The following is a 21,817-nucleotide window of genomic DNA, read 5'->3' as shown; positions in this document are numbered from 1 at the left end:
TTTGAAACCCCCGGCGTTTGCCGGGGGCTCTGATTCATTTCTGTTCGATGAAGAACTGCATCGGCATGGCATTCAGAGGCGTTCTCAACACATCGTCCGTTACGAGGAATTCCGGTACGTTTCTGAAGTTGTTCTTCGCTATGGCAGGCGAAAGGTCCTCTCCGACGGTTCCTATCATCCAGAGATTTTCTCTATGGATCTTCGTCGCTTCTGCCATGAGCTCTTTGATTTTATCGGGATTCGGCGTGGAGGCTATCTGGTAGTACAGATCGACAAGTCTGTAGACTACTTCTGGTGGTTCAGATCCTTCGGGTACTTCTTCGGGTTCCACGCCTCTTATGTTCTTGTCGATGTAGTACGAGATCCAGTCACTCCATCCTATGTACCAGAAGTCTGCTATGTCCTCGGAACCCGGGAAGATAACCATCGGTGAAGAGAGTGGTTGAGCGGCCCTATCCATGTTCCACACCATCGCATCGAAGTCACCAGCATCGGCTCTTTCGTAGAAGAGAGACCTTTCAACGTTCTCGATTTCTACCCAGACACCTATTTGCTTCCAGTATTCTTTTACCATCGTCCAGACGTCAACATGGAACTGTCCGGTCACGGTGATTGTGAATCGGAGCGGTCTACCATCCGGTAAGAGTCTGTACTCGTGCTTGTTATCCCACTTCAATCCCATCTCATCGAGAAGTTTGTTCGCCCTGTCTGGATCGTACTCTGCGTACGCTTTTTCCCATTCGGAATCGAAGTACGGGGATCCACTCACGAGAGATGCCTGCCTCGGCTCAGCGAGACCGTTGAAGAGGATCTCGTTGATTTCTTCCCTGTTGACAGCGAGTGAAAGAGCCTGTCTGAACCTCACATCGTTGAAGACTTTCCTCATCACCTCGTCGGAGTGAGCGTAGTTCAGTGAGATTCTGCTGGCAGAACCGTTCGCAGCGATCCATTTCAGCACCCTGTATCCTCCACTCTGGGCGTTCTCCATGAGCAGTGTGAAGTTTCCTGCTCCCGCTCCCAGTCCCCCGATGTGTCTCCACTGCATATCGATTTCACCGGAGATCGCCTTCAGGAGTATGACTTCGTCGTTCTTGACGTATTCGTGCCGCACATAATCGATGTACGGAAGCTGGTTACCTTCGATATCAACCGCCCAGAAGTACGGGTTCCTCTCGAGTATGTAGAACTGCTCCGTTGGATCGGTGATAGGCTTCCACGGTGAGAGTGTTGGAAGCTCGGTGTTTTCAAGGAAGTCGTTTTTATCGTTGAAGAGGTCCACCCAGGTGTTGTGCACGCCCTTTACCATCTTCTTCTCTATTTCTTCCATCGGTGTGTACTTTGGATGGAACTGTTTCAGATAGTGTGCTGGTGCTCCGGTAAATCCACCGTATGGAACTTTCAGAAGGAACAATCCGTAAGGCTTGCTGAATTCAAACTTCACCGTGTAGTCGTCGAGCGCCTCGACTTTCACGCCAATGTTGTACCAGTCGGGTTTCGAAGGTGTGATATCGTCGTTTCCTACGATGTCATTAACCCAGAACACAATATCGTGGGCCGTGTACGGTGCTCCATCAGACCACTTCACACCCTTTCTCAAATGGAAGATGTATACCCTTCCGTTTTCCAGAACTTCCCAGCTCTTTGCGAGCCCCGGAACGAGCTCTCCACCCTCTTTGTCCCAGAACGCGAGTTTCACTTCGATGAGCTTGGAAATGCCCCACCTGTCAGAAGGCCCTTTCCAGACCCTTCTCCAGGTACCACCGAACTGTCCAACTTTCTCAACAGGCTGAACCACGAGCGGTTCCTCCGGGAGCCTCTGCTCAACGGGTGGAAGTTTTCCTTCTTTGACGAGTTTGGCAAGCATCGGTGATTCGTGGTACTCAGTAATCTTTTTTCCTGTAACCTTGTAGTACTCCTCCGGTGTTGCGTAAAAGACCCATGTGTCGTTGGCAGCAAGAACAAAAACAACCAAGAGCACAAGTGACAACAAGACAAACAACCTTCTCACAACTAACACCCCCTCACAAAGTGATTTTCACGCCTCTCAATTTCAAACTTTCGGCGAAATGACAGGCCACGTAATGTGGTTTGTCTTCCGTTCTAAGATTTCTGAACTCGGGATACTCTTCCTTACAGATACTTTTTGTATAAGGGCATCTTGGATGGAAGTAACATCCTGATGGAGGATTCGCCGGATTTGGAACCTCCCCTTCTATTGGAACGAGTTCTTCCCTCAAATCCGGATCAGGCTTTGGAACGGACCTCAAAAGCGTCTCCGTGTATGGATGCTTTGGATTTTCGAATATCTCCTCGGTGCTGGCAAGCTCCACGATCTTTCCTAAGTACATCACCGCAACTCTATCAGATATGTGTTCCACAACGCTCAGGTCGTGTGTGATAAAGAGATAGGTGAGAGAAAACTCTTCCTGAAGATCCATCAGAAGGTTCAGTATCTGTGCTCTTATAGAAACATCCAGCGCAGATGTCGGTTCATCACACACCACCAGTTTTGGCCTCAGAGCGATTGCTCTTGCTATAACGATTCTCTGTCTCTGTCCGCCAGAGAAAGCGTGCGGATACCTTATCATATACTCCGGTCTCAATCCAACCGCCTTCAAAAGCTCTGCCACTCGATCTTCCAGTTCTTTTCCTTTCGCTATACCATTCACCAAAAGCGGTTCACCAACGATCTCCTTGACCTTCATTCTTGGATTGAGAGAGGTATAAGGATTCTGAAAGATCATCTGCATATACCTTCTGTAGGGTTTCAGCTCATCTCTGGGGAGCTTCGCTATGTTCACGTCTTTTCCATCCACATGAAGAATGACATCTCCATCTGTGGGATCTATCGCTCTGAGTATGCTTTTGGCGGTGGTTGTTTTTCCACAGCCACTCTCTCCCACCAGTGCAAGAGTTTCACCCTGTTTTATATCGAAACTGACATCGTCCACTGCTCTGACGTAACCTACCACTTTCTTGAAAAAACCCTTTGTCAGCGGGAAGTACTTCTTCAGTCCTTTCACTTCTAATAATTTCATTTCTTTTCCCCTCCATAAAGAAAACACTTTACTTTGTGACTGGGTGTTACCTCAATCTCGGGAGGTTCTTTCACATCACACAATCCTTTCATGAACTTCTCACATCTGTTGTGGAACCTGCAACCCTTTGGAAGATTGTACGGATCTGGAACCATGCCCTTTATGGTATCGAGTCTTGTCTTCCTTATTCCAATCTTCGGTATGGACCTGAGCAAAGCCTGTGTGTAAGGATGGAGTGGATTCTTGAAAAGTTCAAAGACCTCCGCTGTCTCCACAATGTTTCCGAGGTACATCACAGCCACTCTGTCTGCCATCTGGGCCACAACCCCCATATCGTGCGTGATCAGAAGGATCGAAGAATGGTACTCCTTTTGAAGTTCCTTCATTAGATAAAGAATTTGTGCCTGTATAGTCACATCCAGAGCAGTCGTGGGTTCATCCGCTAAAAGCAACGTGGGATTCAGAGACATAGCCATTGCGATCATACATCTTTGAAGCATTCCACCGGAGAGTTCAAAAGGATACATATCCACTACCTTCTCGGCGTTCGGAATCTTCACCTTTTTGAGCATCTCTACAACACGCTTCCGTGCTTCTTCCTTGGAAACTTTCTCGTGAAGTAATATCGCTTCTATCATCTGCGCACCAACTGTGTACACAGGAGAAAAAGAGGCCATCGGTTCCTGAAAAATCATCGATATATCCTTCCCTCTTATATCTCTCATTTCTTCACCTTCGGGATCGAGTTTTGCGAGATCCAAAGTCTTTCCGTTCCTGTAAAACACGATCTCCCCGCTAACTATACGGGCACTTCCTGGAAGAATTCTCAGGATAGACTGTGCCGTTACACTCTTACCACAACCACTTTCACCGACAAGACCCAGTATTTCTCCCCTTCGAATATCAAACGAAACACCATCAACCGCTTTTACTGTTCCTTCAGTGAGATCGAAATAAACTCTTAAATCTCTTATTTCAAGAACCTTTTCCATGACTCTCCTCCCTTCATGTCTTGTATGGGTCAGCGGCGTCTCTCAGACCATCACCGACGAAGTTGAAGCAGAGGACAGTGACGATCACAAAGAGACCAGGTATCAGAAGCCATGGATAGAGAGCGACAGTTCTTATGTTCTGTGCTTCCTGTAGAAGAACACCCCAGCTGATCGCAGGTGGTCTGAGTCCCAGTCCCAGAAAGCTGAGGCCAGTCTCACCGAGTATCATCCCGGGAATAGCAAGTGTAGCGGACGCTATGAGATGACTCGTCAGAGATGGAAGCATGTGTTTGAAAATGATCCTCCATTCCGAAGCTCCAGCAAGCCTTGCAGCTACAACGAAGTCTTCGTCTTTGAGCGAGAGAAATTTACTTCTCACGACTCTCGCAAGCCCTGTCCAGCCTATCAATGAGAGGATCACGGTGATGGCAAAGTACACCTTTATCTGTGACCAGTACCTTGGAAGCGCCGCAGCCAGTGCCATCCAGAGAGGAATGGTTGGAATACTGATCAGAAACTCTATAGTTCTCTGGATGAAGTTATCGATCTTTCCTCCGTAGTATCCAGATATGCCCCCTATGATGATCCCAAGAACCATGCTGAGAAAAACACCTACCAGTCCTATTGTGGTGGAGATCCTGGCACCGTAAAGGATTCTGGAAAAGACATCCCTTCCGAGTCTGTCAGTTCCAAAAAGGAAGATAGTACCTTCTTCTACTCCAAAAAAATGAACGTCGGATTCCCATGTGTTCCAGAGTTTGTATTTGTCACCGTGAACAAAGAACTTTATTTTGTATATCTTCGTCTTATCTTCTTTGTAGATCCTTCTGAACGTCTCTGGATCTCTTTCTATCTTGTAGCCGTAGACGAAGGGTCCGATGAATTTTCCTTCGTGGAAGAAGTGAATCTTCTGTGGAGGAGCGTACACGTACTTTGAAAAGATCTTATTCGGATCGTACGGTGAGAAGAATTCGCAGAAAATACCAAGAATGTAGAGTATTCCGAGGATCACCATTCCAACAACTGCGAGTTTGTTTTTCTTGAACCTCCACCACATCAACTTCCATTCTGAAGCAAGATACAGTTCTTCTGTTTTGTCCATCTTCTTCCTCTTCCACACACCTATCACCTCATTCGAATCTTATTCTGGGATCGAGCCAGGCAAGTAAGATGTCGGATATGAGAGTTCCTATGATCGTGAAGACACTCAGTATCAAAACGAGACTCCCTGCAAGGTACATATCCTGGGAAGTGAGTGCGTCAAGAAGAAGCGTACCAACCGTGGGAAGGTTCAAAACGATACCCGTTACAACTGCTCCCGAGACTATCTGAGGAAGTGCCCATCCAGCAGTGGAAGCAAAAGGAATGACGGCAACTCTCAACGGGTATTTCCAGACGAGCTCCCTCTCAGGTACCCCTCTTGCTCTCGCTGCAACCACATAAGGCTTGTTTATTTCATCAAGGAGATTCGCTCTCAAAACCCTTATGAGACCGGCCATGCTTCCCGTTCCCAAAACAACAACAGGAATCCAGATGTGCCTCAAGAGATCAACAAATTTGGCCCACGACCAGGGAGCAACGGCATATTCTGGAGAAAAGAGCCCACCCAAGCTAACACCGGTCGTTACAAACATGAACCACAAAAGAATCAGAGCGAGGAGGAAATTAGGTGTGGCGAGTCCTATATAACCAAGAACAGTGAAAACATAATCACCAATAGAATACTGATGCGTACCTGAATACACACCTATCAAAAATCCGAAAACCCACGCAAAAACCGTTGAAAGAATGGATATCAGTATTGTCCACCAGACTCTCTGATTCAACAAATCACTGACAGGTTTTTCCCACATGAAAGAGTATCCGAAGTCACCTTTCGTAATGATGTTGCCGATCCAGTAAAAGTATCGGACTATCACTGGTTTGTCCAGACCATACCTTTTCTTCAGAACTTCCAGAGCCGCCTGATCGATGGTCTCTCCACTTTGCCTGAGCGTCATAACATATGTGGTGAGATAGTCTCCTGGAGGAAGTTCGATGATGATGAAAGAAACAATAGAGATAACGAACAACAAAGGAATGGCGTAGAGAACTCGTTTTGCTATATAAGCGAGCACCCAGTACACCTCCTCGAAAATTGTTTTCGAAATCAGAAGTTACAATCGCGGGTTACATCGTTCCTTCTTGGAATGAATTCTACACTATCACATCAAAAGAAATCAAGCACCATTAACGGCGATTACACCACATTAACTTCGAATAGCAGAAATTATTGCAGAATATCTTCGTTTTTCTAATTTGAAAGTTCCTTTCACAATAATGGTATAATTTCTTATCGAAGAAGCCCAATTTTTTCTTTACAAAAAATAACTTTAGGGTGATATAATTTCCCAAAAGAAGGTTGGTTAATTTTATGCAGGGAGGTGTGTGAATCTATGCAAGTCAGGAAGAGACGGGGTCTTCTGGATGTTTCAACCGCCGTACTGGTGGGGATTTTAGCGGGTTTTCTCGGTGTCGTACTGGCAGCATCGGGTGTTCTGAGTTTCGGGAAAGAAGCCTCCTCTAAGGGAGATTTTTCTCTCGAAACAGTTCTTGCTTTGAGTTTTGAAGGAACAACAGAAGGTGTGGTCCCATTTGGAAAAGACGTTGTTCTCACAGCTTCTCAGGATGTAGCAGCAGATGGTGAGTACTCTCTAAAGGTCGAGAACAGAACCTCCCCATGGGATGGGGTAGAAATCGACCTGACCGGAAAGGTAAAATCCGGAGCAGATTACCTTCTTTCCTTCCAGGTCTATCAATCTTCTGATGCTCCACAGCTGTTCAACGTAGTCGCGAGAACAGAAGATGAGAAGGGAGAGAGGTACGACGTCATACTCGACAAGGTTGTCGTATCAGATCACTGGAAAGAGATCTTAGTACCGTTCTCACCCACGTTCGAAGGCACACCCGCAAAATATTCTCTCATCATTGTAGCGTCTAAAAACACGAATTTCAATTTCTACCTTGACAAGGTTCAGGTACTTGCTCCAAAAGAATCGGGCCCAAAGGTCATCTACGAAACATCCTTTGAAAACGGTGTTGGAGACTGGCAGCCCAGAGGAGACGTGAACATCGAAGCTTCATCTGAAGTGGCACATTCAGGTAAGAGTTCGCTCTTTATCTCCAACAGGCAGAAGGGCTGGCAGGGTGCCCAGATCAACTTGAAAGGAATCCTGAAAACAGGAAAAACCTACGCTTTTGAAGCCTGGGTCTATCAGAACTCCGGTCAAGATCAGACGATCATCATGACAATGCAGAGAAAGTACTCATCCGACGCGAGCACACAGTACGAATGGATAAAATCAGCCACTGTACCATCTGGTCAGTGGGTGCAGCTTTCTGGAACGTACACAATCCCGGCCGGAGTTACCGTGGAAGATCTCACGCTTTACTTCGAATCTCAAAATCCAACTCTCGAGTTCTACGTAGACGACGTGAAGATAGTGGATACAACTTCCGCAGAGATAAAGATTGAAATGGAACCTGAAAAAGAGATACCTGCTCTGAAAGAAGTACTAAAAGACTACTTCAAAGTCGGAGTTGCACTGCCGTCCAAGGTCTTCCTCAACCCGAAGGACATAGAACTCATCACGAAACACTTCAACAGCATCACCGCAGAAAACGAGATGAAACCAGAGAGCCTGCTCGCGGGCATCGAAAACGGTAAGCTGAAGTTCAGGTTTGAAACAGCAGACAAATACATTCAGTTCGTCGAGGAAAACGGCATGGTTATAAGAGGTCACACACTGGTGTGGCACAACCAGACACCCGACTGGTTCTTCAAAGACGAAAACGGAAACCTCCTCTCAAAAGAGGCCATGACAGAAAGACTCAAAGAATACATCCACACCGTTGTCGGACACTTCAAAGGAAAGGTCTACGCATGGGACGTGGTGAACGAAGCGGTCGATCCGAATCAACCGGATGGGATGAGAAGATCCACGTGGTACCAGATCATGGGACCTGACTACATAGAACTCGCCTTCAAATTCGCAAGAGAAGCAGATCCGGATGCAAAACTCTTCTACAACGACTACAACACGTTCGAACCCAAAAAGAGAGATATCATCTACAATCTTGTGAAGGATCTCAAAGAGAAGGGGCTCATCGATGGGATAGGGATGCAGTGTCACATCAGTCTTGCAACGGACATCAAGCAGATCGAAGAGGCCATCAAAAAGTTCAGCACCATACCAGGTATCGAAATTCATATCACGGAACTCGATATGAGCGTCTACAGAGATTCCAACTCCAACTACCCGGAGGCCCCGAGGACAGCACTCATCGAGCAGGCTCACAAGATGATGCAGCTCTTTGAGATCTTCAAAAAGTACAGCAACGTGATCACGAACGTCACGTTCTGGGGCCTCAAGGATGACTACTCCTGGATAGCAACAAGGAGAAACGATTGGCCGCTCATCTTCGACAAAGATCACCAGGCGAAACTCGCCTACTGGGCGATAGTGGCACCTGAAGTGCTGCCATCTCTTCCAAAAGAAAGCAGGATCTCCGAAGGCGAGGCTGTGGTAGTGGGAATGATGGACGACTCGTACATGATGTCGAAGCCGATAGAAATCCTCGACGAAGAAGGGAACGTGAAGGCGACGATCAGGGCGGTGTGGAAGGACAGCACGATCTACATCTACGGAGAGGTACAGGACAAAACGAAGAAACCGGCAGAAGATGGAGTGGCCATCTTTATCAATCCGAACAACGAAAGAACACCCTATTTGCAGCCTGACGACACCTACGTAGTACTGTGGACGAACTGGAAGACAGAAGTCAACAGAGAAGACGTACAGGTGAAGAAATTCGTTGGGCCTGGCTTTAGAAGATACAGCTTCGAGATGTCGATCACACTGCCGGATGTAGAGTTCAAGAAAGACAGCCACATAGGATTCGACGCTTCAGTGATAGACGACGGCAAGTGGTACAGCTGGAGCGACACGACGAACAGCCAGAAGACGAACACGATGAACTACGGAACACTGAAGCTCGAAGGAATAATGGTAGCGACAGCAAAATACGGAACACCGGTCATCGATGGAGAGATCGATGAGATCTGGAACACGACAGAGGAGATAGAGACGAAAGCGGTGGCTATGGGATCGCTTGACAAGAATGCGACAGCAAAAGTGAGAATGCTTTGGGACGAGAACTACCTGTACGTACTTGCGATCGTGAAAGACCCCGTTCTGAACAAAGACAACAGCAACCCGTGGGAGCAGGATTCCGTGGAGATCTTCGTGGATGAGAACAACCACAAGACAGGATACTACGAAGACGACGATGCGCAGTTCAGGGTGAACTACATGAACGAGCAGACGTTTGGAACGGGAGGAAGTGCTGCAAGGTTTGTGACGGCGGTGAAGCTGATCGAAGGAGGATACATAGTTGAGGCAGCGATCAAGTGGAAGACGATCAAGCCAACACCGAACACGGTGATAGGTTTCAACGTCCAGGTGAACGATGCGAACGAGAAGGGCCAGAGGGTCGGTATCATCTCCTGGAGCGATCCCACAAACAACAGCTGGCAAGATCCTTCAAAGTTCGGAAATCTGAGATTGGTGAAGTGATGGATTAACCCCCCGCTCGTGCGGGGGGTTATTCTTCATACACTGTGTAGATACTCATTTTTCAAATATCTGGAGGAAACGAAAATAAGAAGAGATCCACCGATGAGTTTCAGAAGGTAACTGATGATTTCCGGTAATCCCAACTTATAACCGACCGAGAAGAAAAATGGAGCCTGAAACCCTGCCCAAACAAACATGAGGATTCCTGAAACTGTGAGAACCGCCCTTAGAAGATCCTTCATACTACTTTCCACTTTTTTCCTGAAGTAACTCTCACTGAATATGAAAAATCCAAGGAACGCGATGCCCAAAACTATCACAACGAATTTGTCCACAGCGTTTATGGTTTGTAAACGAGCACTTGTGAGTCCAAGCAAGGTGAAGAAGAATCTTCTACCTTCTATGAATATCACGTAAAATCCAAGAACACTTGTCACTGCAAGAAAGAGATAGGCCAAAACGTAATTGAAAATTTTTTTCATAATTTCCCCCCTCATCTAAAGAAGAGAGACTTCGGGCCATCGTAACTAACGTGCTTCACGAGTTCCTTCGCTTCCTTGATGGGAATCTGCCCTTTTTCAACCATCTCTCCCACCACATTCGAAAGAACCCTCCTGAACATCTCCGTTCTGGAACCGAAGGAGAGAAGTTTTCTGGAATCTGTGACCATCCCCGCAAGGTTGTACAGAAGATCGACTGAAGCGAGGTATTTCAGGTGCATCTCCATGCCGAATGGACTGTCGTTGAACCACCATGGAGCACCGACATAAACATTTGGGAAAGCACGTGCAATGGTGGCTATCGTTGGAAGATGCGTGGGATCGAGTACATAGAGAACGATCTTGAGCTTTCCGTCGAACTCGTTCAGAAAGTACCTCAGCCCTTCTGCAATTCTCAGAAAGTTCGTCGAAATATCTCCTCCTGAGTCCGGTCCGAGTGTTTTGAAAAGACTGTCTCTGTAATCTCTCAAAGCACCGATGTGAAGCTGTGTCACCCAGTTCGTTTCCTGGTTCATTTTCCCAAACTGAATCATCATGAAAGCCTTGTAATCGTTTATTTCATCCTGAGTGAGTTTCTCCCCACTGAAGGCTTTTTCATGAACTGCCCTTGCTCTGTTTTCATCCACATAGTACACCGATGGCTCCAGGAGAGCATGGTCACTCGCCACACAACCATGCTCCTTGAAATGTTCGTGGGATTTCCAGAGCGCACTCAGGAAACCCTCCAGCGTGGAGGTATCTTCACCGTAACGCTCCCCCATCTTCTCCACGTACTCTTTCCATCCCTCTTTGTCCACGTTCATTGCTCTGTCCGGCCTCCAGGTGGGAAGGATGGTAACACCTTCCACCACTTCTTTTGCCTTCCTGTGATGTTCCAGAGTGGAAACAGGATCATCTGTCGTGCAAAGGATCTCCACCTTCATGTCTCTGAGAAGTTTCTGAGGTGTCATCTCAGGAAGCTTCTTTTTCGTTTCTTCCCATATCTCTTCTGCCGTCTCTTCTGAAATTACCTTCTTTATGTTGAACCTTCTCCAGAGATCAAGGTGTATCCACTCGTAGGTTGGATTTCCCACAAATCTTGGAAACACCTTTGCGAGTGCAAGCCACTTCTCTTTGTTACTTCTCGACCCGGTTATGTACTCTTCTGAAACACCACAGCGTCTCATGAGTTCCCACACATAATGATCTGTTGCCCCCTCTACTTCCCAGATATCGTTCCAGGGTTTGTTCTCAACGATGTCTTTCGCATCCAGATGGTTGTGTGGATCCACAATGGGAAGATCCTTGACCTCATTGAACAATCGCACAGCTGCTCTGTTTGTCAGAAGGTAATCCTCTCCAAGAAACATACATCCACCTCCATTTGAAAATGGTTTTCTCAAAAAGAAAATCTTCATGGTATTATTATAATTGATTGTAGACAAAGAAGAAAATCAGGGAGGCAGATAATTTGAATACCCTCAAAAAAGCCTTTGAAATACTGGATTTCATCGTAAAGAATCCTGGCGATGTAAGTGTTTCTGAAATAGCCGAAAAGTTCAATATGAGCGTTTCAAACGCATACAAATACATGATCGTTCTCGAAGAGAAAGGGTTTGTTCTCAGAAAAAAAGACAAGAGATACGTACCGGGGTACAAATTGATAGAGTACGGTTCATTCGTTCTGAGGCGCTTCAACATTAGGGATATAGCTCACGACCATCTCGTGGATATCATGAAAAGAACGGGGGAAACAGTACACCTGATTTTGAAAGATGGCTTCGAGGGAGTTTACATAGACAAGGTGGAGGGTGAGCAGAGCATTCCTATGGTCTCAAGACTTGGTATGAAAGTCGACCTTTACTCCACAGCCTCTGGTAAATCCATTCTCGCCTTCGTTCCCGAAAAAGAATTGAAGGAATACCTGAAAATTGTGGAACTAAAACCAAAAACCCCAAACACCATCACGAATCCCAGAGTACTGAAGAGAGAGCTTGAAAAAATTAGAAAGCGAGGATACGCCGTAGACAACGAAGAAAACGAAATAGGTATCATGTGTGTGGGAGTTCCTATATTTGATCACAACGGATATCCGGTGGCTGGAGTGAGTATTTCCGGGGTTGCACGAAAGTTCACAGAGGAAAAAATAGAAGAATACTCCGATGTACTCAAAGAAAAGGCAGAAGAAATATCCAGAAAACTTGGATATTGAAATCCGTAGATCTATGATTTTTGGTTTTTTCGAAACATTATTAAACATCACATATCAGGAGGGATGAAGATGGAAGAGCTCTTCAAAAAACACAAGATTGTAGCCGTGCTGAGGGCAAACAGTGTGGAAGAAGCGAAAGAAAAGGCGTTGGCTGTTTTTGAAGGAGGAGTTCACCTCATCGAAATCACCTTCACTGTTCCAGACGCTGACACAGTCATCAAAGAACTCTCGTTCCTCAAGGAAAAAGGTGCCATAATAGGTGCAGGTACAGTGACGAGTGTCGAACAGTGCAGAAAAGCTGTAGAAAGTGGAGCAGAGTTCATCGTCAGTCCACACCTTGACGAAGAAATCTCTCAATTCTGCAAAGAAAAAGGTGTCTTCTACATGCCCGGTGTGATGACACCCACCGAACTTGTAAAAGCCATGAAACTCGGTCACACGATTTTGAAACTCTTCCCTGGAGAAGTGGTGGGACCTCAGTTTGTAAAAGCGATGAAAGGACCGTTCCCCAATGTGAAATTCGTGCCCACTGGAGGCGTGAATCTGGACAACGTGTGTGAGTGGTTCAAAGCCGGAGTCCTCGCTGTTGGTGTTGGAAGTGCTCTTGTGAAAGGAACACCAGACGAGGTGAGAGAAAAAGCAAAAGCGCTCGTAGAAAAGATCAGGGGGTGCACAGAATGAAGGTGGTAACTTTTGGAGAGATCATGTTGAGACTCTCACCACCAGACCATAAGAGGATCTTCCAGACAGACAGCTTCGACGTCACCTACGGCGGAGCAGAAGCGAACGTAGCGGCTTTTCTTGCTCAGATGGGACTCGATGCGTACTTTGTGACAAAACTACCAAACAACCCGCTGGGGGACGCTGCAGCAGGACATCTCAGAAAGTTCGGTGTGAAGACAGACTACATAGCAAGAGGTGGAAATCGAATAGGTATTTACTTCCTCGAAATAGGGGCTTCTCAGAGACCGAGTAAAGTTGTCTACGACAGAGCACACTCTGCCATTTCTGAGGCAAAAAGGGAAGACTTCGACTGGGAGAAAATTTTGGATGGTGCCAGATGGTTCCACTTCTCAGGAATTACTCCTTCCCTTGGAAAAGAACTCCCTTTCATCCTTGAAGACGCCTTGAAAGTCGCCAGAGAAAAAGGTGTGACGGTGAGCTGTGATCTCAACTACAGAGCAAGACTCTGGACAAAAGAAGAGGCACAGAAGGTGATGATTCCATTCATGGAATACGTGGATGTTCTGATTGCAAACGAAGAAGACATAGAAAAAGTCCTTGGTATCTCGGTTGAAGGTCTCGATCTTAAGACAGGAAAACTGAACAGAGAATCGTACGCGAAGATAGCAGAAGAAGTCAATAAGAAGTACAACTTCAAGACGGTTGGTATCACTCTCAGAGAAAGCATATCCGCAACTGTGAATTACTGGTCTGTCATGGTTTTTGAAAATGGTCAGCCCCATTTCTCGAACAGATATGAAATACATATCGTGGACAGAGTGGGAGCCGGAGACAGCTTTGCAGGGGCTCTCATCTACGGAAGTTTGATGGAATTTGACCCGCAGAAGAAAGCCGAATTCGCAGCAGCCGCTTCCTGTCTCAAGCACACGATACCTGGGGATTTCGCGGTACTTAGCGTAGAAGAGATAGAGAAACTCGCATCTGGTGCTACCTCCGGTCGAGTGGAAAGATAAGGAGGTGAAAACGTGCGTCTCAACAGGGAAACGATAAAAGATAGAGCAGCTTGGGAAAAGATAGGTGTCAGGCCTCCGTATTTCGATCTCGACGAAGTAGAGAAAAATACAAAAGAACAACCGAAATGGGTTCATTTCGGTGGTGGAAACATATTCAGGGGATTCGTTGCGGCAGTGCTTCAGAATCTCCTCGAAGAGGGTAAGGAAGACACTGGTATAAATGTGATAGAACTCTTCGACTACGAAGTCATAGACAAAGTTTACAAACCGTACGACAATTTATCGATAGCGGTCACAATAAAACCCGACGGAGATTTTGAAAAGAGAATCATAGCGAGCGTGATGGAAGCTCTCAAGGGAGATCCTTCGCATCCAGACTGGGAAAGAGCAAAAGAAATCTTTAGAAATCCTTCTCTTCAGCTCGCTTCTCTCACCATCACAGAAAAAGGCTACAACATAGAAGATCAGGCCGGGAACCTCTTTCCTCAGGTGATGGAGGACATGAAAAACGGTCCTGTCTCACCCCAAACATCGATGGGAAAAGTGGCTGCACTTCTTTACGAAAGATTCAAAGCAGGAAGACTTCCTATCGCTCTTCTCAGCCTCGATAATTTCTCAAGAAATGGCGAAAAACTCTACAGCTCTGTGAAAAGAATTTCCGAGGAGTGGGTTAAAAACGGTCTGGTGGAAAAAGATTTCATTGATTATCTGGAAAAAGACGTTGCTTTCCCATGGAGTATGATAGACAAGATTGTACCGGGTCCTTCAGAATTCATAAAAGAGCACTTAGAAAAACTTGGAATAGGGGGAATGGAAATCTTTGTGACATCCAAGAGGACCCACATCGCTCCTTTCGTAAACATGGAATGGGCTCAGTATCTGGTGATAGAAGACAGCTTTCCGAACGGCCGGCCAAAACTCGAAGGAGCAGATAGGAACGTTTTTCTGACAGACAGAGAAACTGTTGAGAAGGCAGAAAGAATGAAGGTGACAACCTGTCTCAATCCTCTTCACACAGCGCTGGCCATCTTCGGTTGCCTTCTGGGATACAAAAAGATCGCAGACGAAATGAAAGACCCCCTCCTGAAAAAACTTGTAGAAGGTGTGGGAGAAGAGGGAATAAAAGTTGTGGTAGATCCTGGTATCATAAATCCAAGAGAATTCTTGAACGAAGTGATAAACATCAGACTTCCCAATCCGTATCTGCCAGACACACCGCAGAGAATAGCAACGGATACCTCTCAAAAGATGCCTATCAGGTTCGGCGAAACTATAAAGGCATACCACGAAAGACCAGATCTGGATCCAAGGAATCTGAAATACATACCACTTGTGATAGCGGGATGGTGCAGATACCTCATGGGAATAGACGATGAAGGAAAAGAAATGCAGCTCAGTCCAGATCCCCTTCTTGAGAACCTGAGGTCTTACGTTTCAAAGATAAAATTCGGCGATCCCGAATCCACGGATGATCATCTGAAACCAATCCTTTCCAGCCAGCAGCTTTTCAGAGTGAACCTGTACGAAGTAGGACTTGGAGAAAAAATAGAAGAACTGTTCAAGAAAATGATCACAGGGCCACGAGCTGTGAGGAAAACACTCGAAGAAGTCGTTGGGAGGGAAAATGAATGAAGCTTGTCTTCAGATGGTATGGTGAAAAACACGATACCGTGACACTGGAACAAATACGTCAGATCCCAGGAGTAGAAGGAGTCGTAGGGGCTTTGTTTGACATACCTGTGGGAGAAGTCTGGCCACTTGAGGAAATAATGAAGCTGAAAGAAACCGTTGAAAAAGCGGGATTGAAACTCGAAGTTATCGAGAGTGTGAACGTCCACGAAGACATAAAACTGGGTCTTCCCACAAGGGACAGGTATATAGAGAACTACAAGGAAACGATCAGAAACCTGGCAAAGGCCGGTGTGAAGGTAGTCTGCTACAACTTCATGCCCGTATTCGACTGGATGAGAACGGATCTACACAAAAAACTCCCGGATGGTTCTGAAACGATGGAGTACGATCACCGTCTCATCGAAGGGGTAACACCAGACGAACTCATAAAACGAGTGAAAGAGGGCTCTCAGGGTTTCGTCCTCCCAGGATGGGAATGGGACAGACTGGAGAAACTGAGAGAAACCTTCGAACTCTACAAGAACGTAGATGAAGAAAAACTCTTCGAAAACCTGGTTTATTTTCTCGAAAGAGTTATCCCCGTTTGTGAAGAATGCGATGTGAAACTCGCAATACACCCGGATGATCCACCATGGAGTATTTTTGGCCTGCCAAGGATTATAACAAACAAGGAAAACATAGAGAGAATGTTGAAAGCTGTTGACAGCCCCTACAACGGAATAACGTTCTGCATGGGATCACTCGGAGCAAATCCTGAGAACAACATACCTGAGATGATCAGATATTTCGGAAAGATGGGCAGGATCCACTTTGCACACGTGAGAAACCTGAAGTTCACCGGTGAGAAGAGTTTCTACGAAACTGCACATCCTTCCTTCTGCGGTTCTCACGATCTCTTTGAAGTGATGAAAGCGTTTCATGACATAGACTACGAAGGGTACATACGTCCTGATCATGGAAGGCTGATCTGGGGTGAAAAGGCACGTCCCGGCTATGGACTCTACGACAGGGCACTCGGTGCAACCTACATTCTCGGCCTCTGGGAAGCCATCGACAAAATGAAAAAGAGATACTGCTGAAAATAAGGGGGCATCGCCCCCTCATTTTCTTTCTTCTATCTTTTTCTCCAGCACCTCTTTTATTGCGTAATAACAAGGCTTGGGGTTGTAATTCTCATCGAAGAGCAACGCTTTTCCGTACCCTTTGAAAAAGCCGGGAACCCAGGAGTATTTGTCTGTGAATCCCCAAAACTGGATCGCTTTAACCGCAGGGTTGTCCAAGCATATATCGAAGATCTTCGCACAAATTTCGGCCTGTTTTTTCAAGTAATAATCTTCCGAACCACTGAGAGGAATTCTCACATCCATCTCTGTGATGTATATTTGAAGACCGAGTTCCGCAAACCTCTCCAAATTCCTTCTGAAACTGTCATAATTGAACCCTCTGTAGTCTATGTGCATCTGAAATCCTATCCCATCTACAGGCACTCCCTTTTCTTTCAACTCTTTTATCATGTTGTAGACGAAGTTCGATTTCGCGTTTATTTCTTCTATGCTGTAGTCGTTGTAGATGAGAATCGCATCTGGATCGGCTTCTTTTGCCCATCTGAACGCTTTTTCAATGTATTCAGGACCGATCGTCTTGTACCACACGCTTTCCCTGTAGGTTCCAGAATCGCTCACCGCTTCGTTCACCACATCCCAGATCTTCACTCTACCTTTGAAATGAGACACCACCGTTTTTATGTGGTCTTCAAGAACGCTCAGAAGTTCTTCCTTTGTCCATTCTCTACCAGTGATCCATCCAGGAAGCTGGTTGTGCCAGACAAGAGTGTGTCCATGCACGATCATGTTGTTTTCTTCTGCAAACTCAACGTGTTTTTCAGCGGGAGTGAAATTGTATCTGTTTCTTTCTGGATGGATCGTATCCCACTTCATCTGGTTCTCAGGGGTCAGGATGTTGAATTCTCTTCTCGCAACTTCCATGTACTTTTCTGCGTCGGAAAGAGACCAGAAATTGTTGATTGCGGCAAAACCAATATAGATGTTCAGCTTTTCTGCGAGCTCTCTCAGAGATACATTTTGAGAGCTGAAAACCGGAACACATCCCAACAAAAGGATCAACACAGAAGGTAATATTTTCATAACATGAAACCTCCTTCTCTATGATTTAACGAAAATATAATACCAGAAAGGAAAAAAGAGAAAAAAGAAGAAAAACGACAATATTTTGAAATAATCTTTTACAAGTGCAGATAACCTCCATTATCCCAAAAAAACGCACCTTGATTTTCTCGGAGATTTACATTAAAATATTTCCCGAAAGGAAAAAATATAACATACAATCAAGGGAGGTGAGTTTTCATGAAGAAGTTTCTTGTAGTTTTGTTCGTCATTTCCATGTTCAGTCTGTTCTTTGCACAGCAGTTGCCACCAGGTATTCCCAGAAACGAAACACTCATAGCTCAATATCTTACGGGAAGGGCAGCAAACGCTGGAAACTTCAACATCTGGGCCACTTGGGTTTGGAACGACAGGGGTATTCAAAACCTGCTCCTTGAACCTCTGTGGTGTGTTGAGTACGCTACAGGAGAAATTATCAATGCACTCGCCGCAGAACCTCCGAAGTACAACTCTGACTTCACAGAAGTTACCATCAAACTCAGGAAAGGTGTTTACTGGAGCGATGGTGTACCGTTCACAGCGGACGACCTCATCTACACTATTGAACTTGCAAAGAACACCGAAGGATTTGGTTACCATGCCCAAATGCAGCAAGTAAAAGAAATAGTGAAGGTTGATGACTACACAGTCCTGATAAAACTCGAAGAACCAAACTCCAGGTTCCACACTTATTTCCTCGACAGATGGGGCGCTCTGAGACCGCTTCCAAAGCACGTGTTTGAAAAGGTGGAAGATCCTCTCACATTCGATTTCAATCCACCTGTTGGAACAGGGCCCTACGTTCTTCACAGTTACGATCCAGGAGGATACTGGACGCTCTGGCAGAGAAGAGAAGACTGGGATAGAACACCAACTGGTATGCTTTACGGAATGCCGCAGCCAAAATATGTATTGATGATTTTCCATAGTGCTCCAGAAAAGAGAGTTCTTGCGATGGCACAGCATCAGCTTGACATTTCAGATATGTCACTTGAAGCTCTCAAAGCGGTTCTCAACAGGGTTAAGACAGCCAGAGCCTGGAGGAAAAACTTTCCGTGGACTGTCAACATAGACCCGTGTGTGACAGGTCTCCACTTCAACACTGCCAAAGAACCCTTCAACAATCCTGAAGTGAGATGGGCTCTTGTTCTTGCAATTGATATCGTTGAATACGCTGCTAACGCATTTGACGGAGCAGTAACGTTGAGCCCAATTCACATTCCTCTCACAACCGCATACTACAACTGGTACTTCACAAAACTTGAAGACTGGCTGAAGAACTTCGAGCTTGATCTTGGAAACGGCGAAAAGTTCAAGCCATACGATCCCGAGGCTGGATTCAGGCTGGCAGAGTACGCAAGAAAGAGAGGATACCCTGTCCCAGATAATCCCGAGCTGATCAAGAGGATCTTCGGACCTGGTTGGTGGAAGTATGCCCCCGATGTTGCAGAAAAGCTTCTGGAAAAGAACGGATTCTATAGAGACAAAGACGGAAAATGGCATCTACCAAATGGTGAACTCTGGAAGATCACTATCAATACAGGTATGAATCCTGCTGGACCTGCCGAAAGGAACGCTTTTGCAGCTTCTCAAGCCTGGAAAAAGTTTGGTATAGACGTAGTTGTTCAGCCGACAGAACTAGGTGGTACTCTCCATCCACAAGGAGAATTTGAAGTATCTACAGATTGGCCAGCAGCAGAGCCATGGGGAGGACATCCTGATCTGTTCAGAACGCTTGAGCCGTTCCATTCCAAATACCTTGTTCCTCTAGGTGAAGATGCGCCGTGGGGTAACTACGCAAGATGGACCAATCCCGAAATGGACAAGATCATAGACGAAATACAGAAGACGGCCTGGGGAGACACAAAGAAACTCATTGAACTCGGAGTGGAGGGCTTGAAACTTCTTGTCAAAGAAATGCCAACAATCCCGACGTTTAACTATCCTGGTGTGGTAGTATACGATGAATATTATTGGACAAATTATCCAACAGCGGAGAACATGTACGCACAACCGTATACACATTGGCCGAACTTCAAGTACATGCTTCCGTTCCTGAAACCAACCGGTAGAAAATGATGTAAAATACTTTCAAACAGGGGGCCGGGGGGAACACCCCCGGTCCTTTAAAGAGAAAAGGAGGGCAGATACCTTGAGTTTTGTAAGAAGATACCTGCTTCCGAGATTGATAACTTATTTTCTTGTCATCTGGGTAGGAATTACTATGATTTTCTTCATTCCGAGATTCCTACCAACAGATCCAGTTCAACAGTTCATAAGTCGTCTTGTGACACAAGGAACGTACATGGATCCAAAGGCGATAGAAGAGATGACAGAAACCTTGAAAGAACTTTATGGGCTGAAAGGAAGCCTGTGGGATCAGTACGTCAACTTCTGGAAAAGACTTTTAAAAGGCGATTTTGGTCCTTCATACTTTCAGTTTCCAACTCCTGTGATGAAATTAATAAGACAATCACTGCCCTGGACTGCCTGGCTCTTGTTTGTAACGACTGTCATTTCCTGGATCATAGGAAACATTCTTGGAGGACTCGCAGGATACTTCTCTGACAGAAAATGGGTGAAGATTCTCGATGGTATTGCGATGGTGATAAGACCGATGCCGTACTACATCCTCGCACTCGGACTTTTGATCCTCCTTGCGTATATACTTCCCATCTTTCCAATCGGCGGAGGTTTTGCAATAGGAATGAAATTCACCTTCAGCTGGGAAAACCTGCTGATACTCCTAAAACACGCTTTTCTTCCCGCGCTTTCTTTACTTTTAATAGGAATATTTGTTTGGTTCCAAGCCATGAAACTCGTGGTTCAGAGTGTGAAATCAGAGGACTATGTGAAATACGCAAAGATGGGAGGAATAGAAGAAAGAAGAATCGTTCGAAGATATGTCATAAGAAACGCTATGTTACCACAGATAACGGGTCTTGCTCTCTCTCTGGGACAGATCTTTGGAGGTGCTTTGATCACGGAGATCGTGTTCTCCTATCCTGGCATTGGAACACTTCTCTACAACGCCATTTTTACAGGTGACTACAACCTTTTGATGGGAGTGAGTACACTCTCCATTCTTTTGATCACAACCAGTATTCTTTTGATAGATCTTCTCTACCCACTATTCGATCCAAGGGTGAGATACAGATGAAAAAGGAGTGGAAAAAATGCAGGTGTTGAAAGATCTGTTGAGAGATACACGTTTCAGATTCGGCTTCATAGTTCTTCTGGTACTTTTGACACTCTCTATCCTGTCTTTCTTTTCACCGTACAACCCGTACCTGTGGAATCAGGTCCCGAGGGATCTTCCACCCCATTGGCCTCACATACTTGGAACCAACTCGATGGGACAGGACATTTTCTGGAAACTCACTTTCGCTGTGAGAAACTCACTTGTCATGTCACTGATCGCGGGACTTGTATCGAGAGTCATAGCCATGATCGTTGGTATGATAGCCGGATACAAAGGAGGAGCCGCAGATAGAGTTTTGACATTTCTCAGCGACTCCTTCTTGGTTATACCACTTTTTATCATCATTGTTCTTATTGCTACAATAGTAAAAGGACGTTTAAATTTACCCACACTTGGGCTTCTCCTTGGAGTCTTTGGCTGGGCATGGGATGCGAGGGTGATCAGGTCTCAGGTTTTGAGTTTGAGGGAAAGGGATTTCACCTACACCGCTCTTCTCTCTGGATCAAAAGCCCTTTCGATCGTTTTCAAAGAGTATTTACCGTTTCTGATACCGCTCATATTCGCCACTCTCATAGGTAACATGTCCTGGGCTATTGGAATGGAAATCACACTCGCGATACTGGGTGTGTCGAACCTGGACATACCCACACTCGGCACCATGCTTCAGTGGTCGATAAACTACCAGGCCCTTCTACTGGGATACTGGTGGTGGGTGCTGACTCCTGTTGTAACGTCTATCTTTTTGTTCATAGCGCTGTACTTGATTTCCATCAGCATCAGTGAGTACT

17 protein-coding genes are annotated in these 21,817 nt (G+C 45.8%); 9 read left to right on the top strand and 8 right to left on the bottom strand.

From position 1 onward, the window contains the following. Positions 1–34 precede the first annotated feature (34 nt). Genes MC24_RS01930 through MC24_RS01910 form a run of 5 tightly spaced genes read right to left on the bottom strand, consistent with a single transcriptional unit; the run spans position 35 to position 6,147 of the window. Positions 35–2,008, bottom strand: coding sequence for an ABC transporter substrate-binding protein (locus MC24_RS01930; RefSeq protein ID WP_038052058.1), 1,974 nt, complete (start codon positions 2,006–2,008; stop codon positions 35–37). A 13-nt stretch (positions 2,009–2,021) separates the two neighbouring features. Next, positions 2,022–3,038: an ABC transporter ATP-binding protein gene (locus MC24_RS01925; protein ID WP_038052056.1), complete on the bottom strand. Its 1,017-nt coding sequence runs from the start codon at positions 3,036–3,038 to the stop codon at positions 2,022–2,024. Beyond that, on the bottom strand, positions 3,035–4,030 hold the full coding sequence (locus MC24_RS01920) for an ABC transporter ATP-binding protein (RefSeq protein WP_011943449.1): 996 nt from the start codon (positions 4,028–4,030) through the stop codon (positions 3,035–3,037). Before MC24_RS01920 ends, MC24_RS01925 begins: the two co-directional genes overlap by 4 nt. 13 nt (positions 4,031–4,043) lie before the next feature. After that, on the bottom strand, positions 4,044–5,132 hold the full coding sequence (locus tag MC24_RS01915) for an ABC transporter permease (protein WP_052125263.1): 1,089 nt from the start codon (positions 5,130–5,132) through the stop codon (positions 4,044–4,046). Between the two features lie 28 nt (positions 5,133–5,160). Further along, a complete protein-coding gene (locus MC24_RS01910; protein ID WP_038052052.1) occupies positions 5,161–6,147 on the bottom strand; it encodes an ABC transporter permease in 987 nt (328 codons plus the stop codon). Positions 6,148–6,465: 318 nt separating this feature from the next. Between MC24_RS01910 and xynA the strand changes: the two genes are divergently transcribed. After that, positions 6,466–9,645 carry an endo-1,4-beta-xylanase XynA gene (gene xynA / locus MC24_RS01905; protein WP_038052050.1) on the top strand — a complete coding sequence of 1,060 codons (3,180 nt, stop codon included), beginning with the start codon at positions 6,466–6,468 and terminating at the stop codon, positions 9,643–9,645. Positions 9,646–9,680: 35 nt separating this feature from the next. Here the strand turns inward: xynA and MC24_RS01900 are convergent, their stop codons facing one another. Continuing rightward, positions 9,681–10,127, bottom strand: coding sequence for a hypothetical protein (locus MC24_RS01900; RefSeq protein ID WP_038052048.1), 447 nt, complete (start codon positions 10,125–10,127; stop codon positions 9,681–9,683). Between the two features lie 11 nt (positions 10,128–10,138). Further along, positions 10,139–11,494 (bottom strand): glucuronate isomerase, encoded by a 1,356-nt coding sequence (uxaC, locus tag MC24_RS01895; RefSeq protein WP_038052045.1) that lies wholly within the window; start codon positions 11,492–11,494, stop codon positions 10,139–10,141. Between the two features lie 101 nt (positions 11,495–11,595). On the opposite strand from uxaC, the gene MC24_RS01890 reads away from it, so the two are divergent. The 5 genes from MC24_RS01890 (at position 11,596) to uxuA (ending at position 16,744) form a co-directional block, all read left to right on the top strand. After that, the gene (locus MC24_RS01890; protein WP_011943443.1) at positions 11,596–12,336 is read left to right on the top strand and encodes an IclR family transcriptional regulator; all 741 of its coding nucleotides are present in this window, start codon (positions 11,596–11,598) and stop codon (positions 12,334–12,336) included. Between the two features lie 69 nt (positions 12,337–12,405). Then, positions 12,406–13,017, top strand: a complete 612-nt coding sequence (locus tag MC24_RS01885) for a bifunctional 4-hydroxy-2-oxoglutarate aldolase/2-dehydro-3-deoxy-phosphogluconate aldolase (RefSeq protein ID WP_011943442.1) — start codon at positions 12,406–12,408, stop codon at positions 13,015–13,017. Continuing rightward, the gene (locus tag MC24_RS01880) at positions 13,014–14,033 is read left to right on the top strand and encodes a sugar kinase (RefSeq protein WP_038052043.1); all 1,020 of its coding nucleotides are present in this window, start codon (positions 13,014–13,016) and stop codon (positions 14,031–14,033) included. Before MC24_RS01885 ends, MC24_RS01880 begins: the two co-directional genes overlap by 4 nt. Before the next feature lie 12 nt (positions 14,034–14,045). Then, a complete protein-coding gene (gene uxuB / locus MC24_RS01875) occupies positions 14,046–15,665 on the top strand; it encodes a D-mannonate dehydrogenase UxuB (protein WP_038052041.1) in 1,620 nt (539 codons plus the stop codon). After that, positions 15,662–16,744, top strand: a complete 1,083-nt coding sequence (uxuA, locus tag MC24_RS01870) for a mannonate dehydratase (RefSeq protein ID WP_038052039.1) — start codon at positions 15,662–15,664, stop codon at positions 16,742–16,744. The genes uxuB and uxuA overlap by 4 nt, the downstream gene beginning before the upstream one ends. A gap of 21 nt (positions 16,745–16,765) precedes the next feature. Here uxuA and MC24_RS01865 read toward each other — a convergent pair whose 3' ends face one another. Beyond that, positions 16,766–17,809, bottom strand: a complete 1,044-nt coding sequence (locus tag MC24_RS01865) for an endo-1,4-beta-xylanase (RefSeq protein ID WP_038052037.1) — start codon at positions 17,807–17,809, stop codon at positions 16,766–16,768. Between the two features lie 219 nt (positions 17,810–18,028). Between MC24_RS01865 and MC24_RS01860 the strand changes: the two genes are divergently transcribed. The 3 genes from MC24_RS01860 to MC24_RS01850 all read left to right on the top strand — a co-directional run. Continuing rightward, the gene (locus MC24_RS01860) at positions 18,029–19,906 is read left to right on the top strand and encodes an ABC transporter substrate-binding protein (protein ID WP_038052035.1); all 1,878 of its coding nucleotides are present in this window, start codon (positions 18,029–18,031) and stop codon (positions 19,904–19,906) included. A gap of 73 nt (positions 19,907–19,979) precedes the next feature. Then, on the top strand, positions 19,980–20,987 hold the full coding sequence (locus MC24_RS01855) for an ABC transporter permease (RefSeq protein WP_038052033.1): 1,008 nt from the start codon (positions 19,980–19,982) through the stop codon (positions 20,985–20,987). A gap of 16 nt (positions 20,988–21,003) precedes the next feature. After that, on the top strand, positions 21,004–21,817 hold an 814-nt coding region (locus tag MC24_RS01850), incomplete at its 3' end, for an ABC transporter permease (RefSeq protein WP_038052031.1).

Origin of the sequence: Thermotoga sp. Mc24 (genome assembly GCF_000784835.1) — a bacterium.
Lineage (GTDB): Bacteria > Thermotogota > Thermotogae > Thermotogales > Thermotogaceae > Thermotoga.
Note: the sequence above shows the minus strand (reverse complement) of the source record. Positions and strands in the feature narration are given on the sequence as shown.

Coding starts and splice junctions, on each gene's coding strand:
- MC24_RS01865 (WP_038052037.1), bottom strand. CDS start 17,809: ATGAAAATATTACCTTCTGTGTTGATCCTTTTGTTGGGATGTGTTCCG.
- uxuA (WP_038052039.1), top strand. CDS start 15,662: ATGAAGCTTGTCTTCAGATGGTATGGTGAAAAACACGATACCGTGACA.
- xynA (WP_038052050.1), top strand. CDS start 6,466: ATGCAAGTCAGGAAGAGACGGGGTCTTCTGGATGTTTCAACCGCCGTA.
- MC24_RS01915 (WP_052125263.1), bottom strand. CDS start 5,132: ATGGACAAAACAGAAGAACTGTATCTTGCTTCAGAATGGAAGTTGATG.
- MC24_RS01880 (WP_038052043.1), top strand. CDS start 13,014: ATGAAGGTGGTAACTTTTGGAGAGATCATGTTGAGACTCTCACCACCA.
- MC24_RS01885 (WP_011943442.1), top strand. CDS start 12,406: ATGGAAGAGCTCTTCAAAAAACACAAGATTGTAGCCGTGCTGAGGGCA.
- MC24_RS01900 (WP_038052048.1), bottom strand. CDS start 10,127: ATGAAAAAAATTTTCAATTACGTTTTGGCCTATCTCTTTCTTGCAGTG.
- MC24_RS01920 (WP_011943449.1), bottom strand. CDS start 4,030: ATGGAAAAGGTTCTTGAAATAAGAGATTTAAGAGTTTATTTCGATCTC.
- MC24_RS01925 (WP_038052056.1), bottom strand. CDS start 3,038: ATGAAATTATTAGAAGTGAAAGGACTGAAGAAGTACTTCCCGCTGACA.
- MC24_RS01860 (WP_038052035.1), top strand. CDS start 18,029: ATGAAGAAGTTTCTTGTAGTTTTGTTCGTCATTTCCATGTTCAGTCTG.
- uxaC (WP_038052045.1), bottom strand. CDS start 11,494: ATGTTTCTTGGAGAGGATTACCTTCTGACAAACAGAGCAGCTGTGCGA.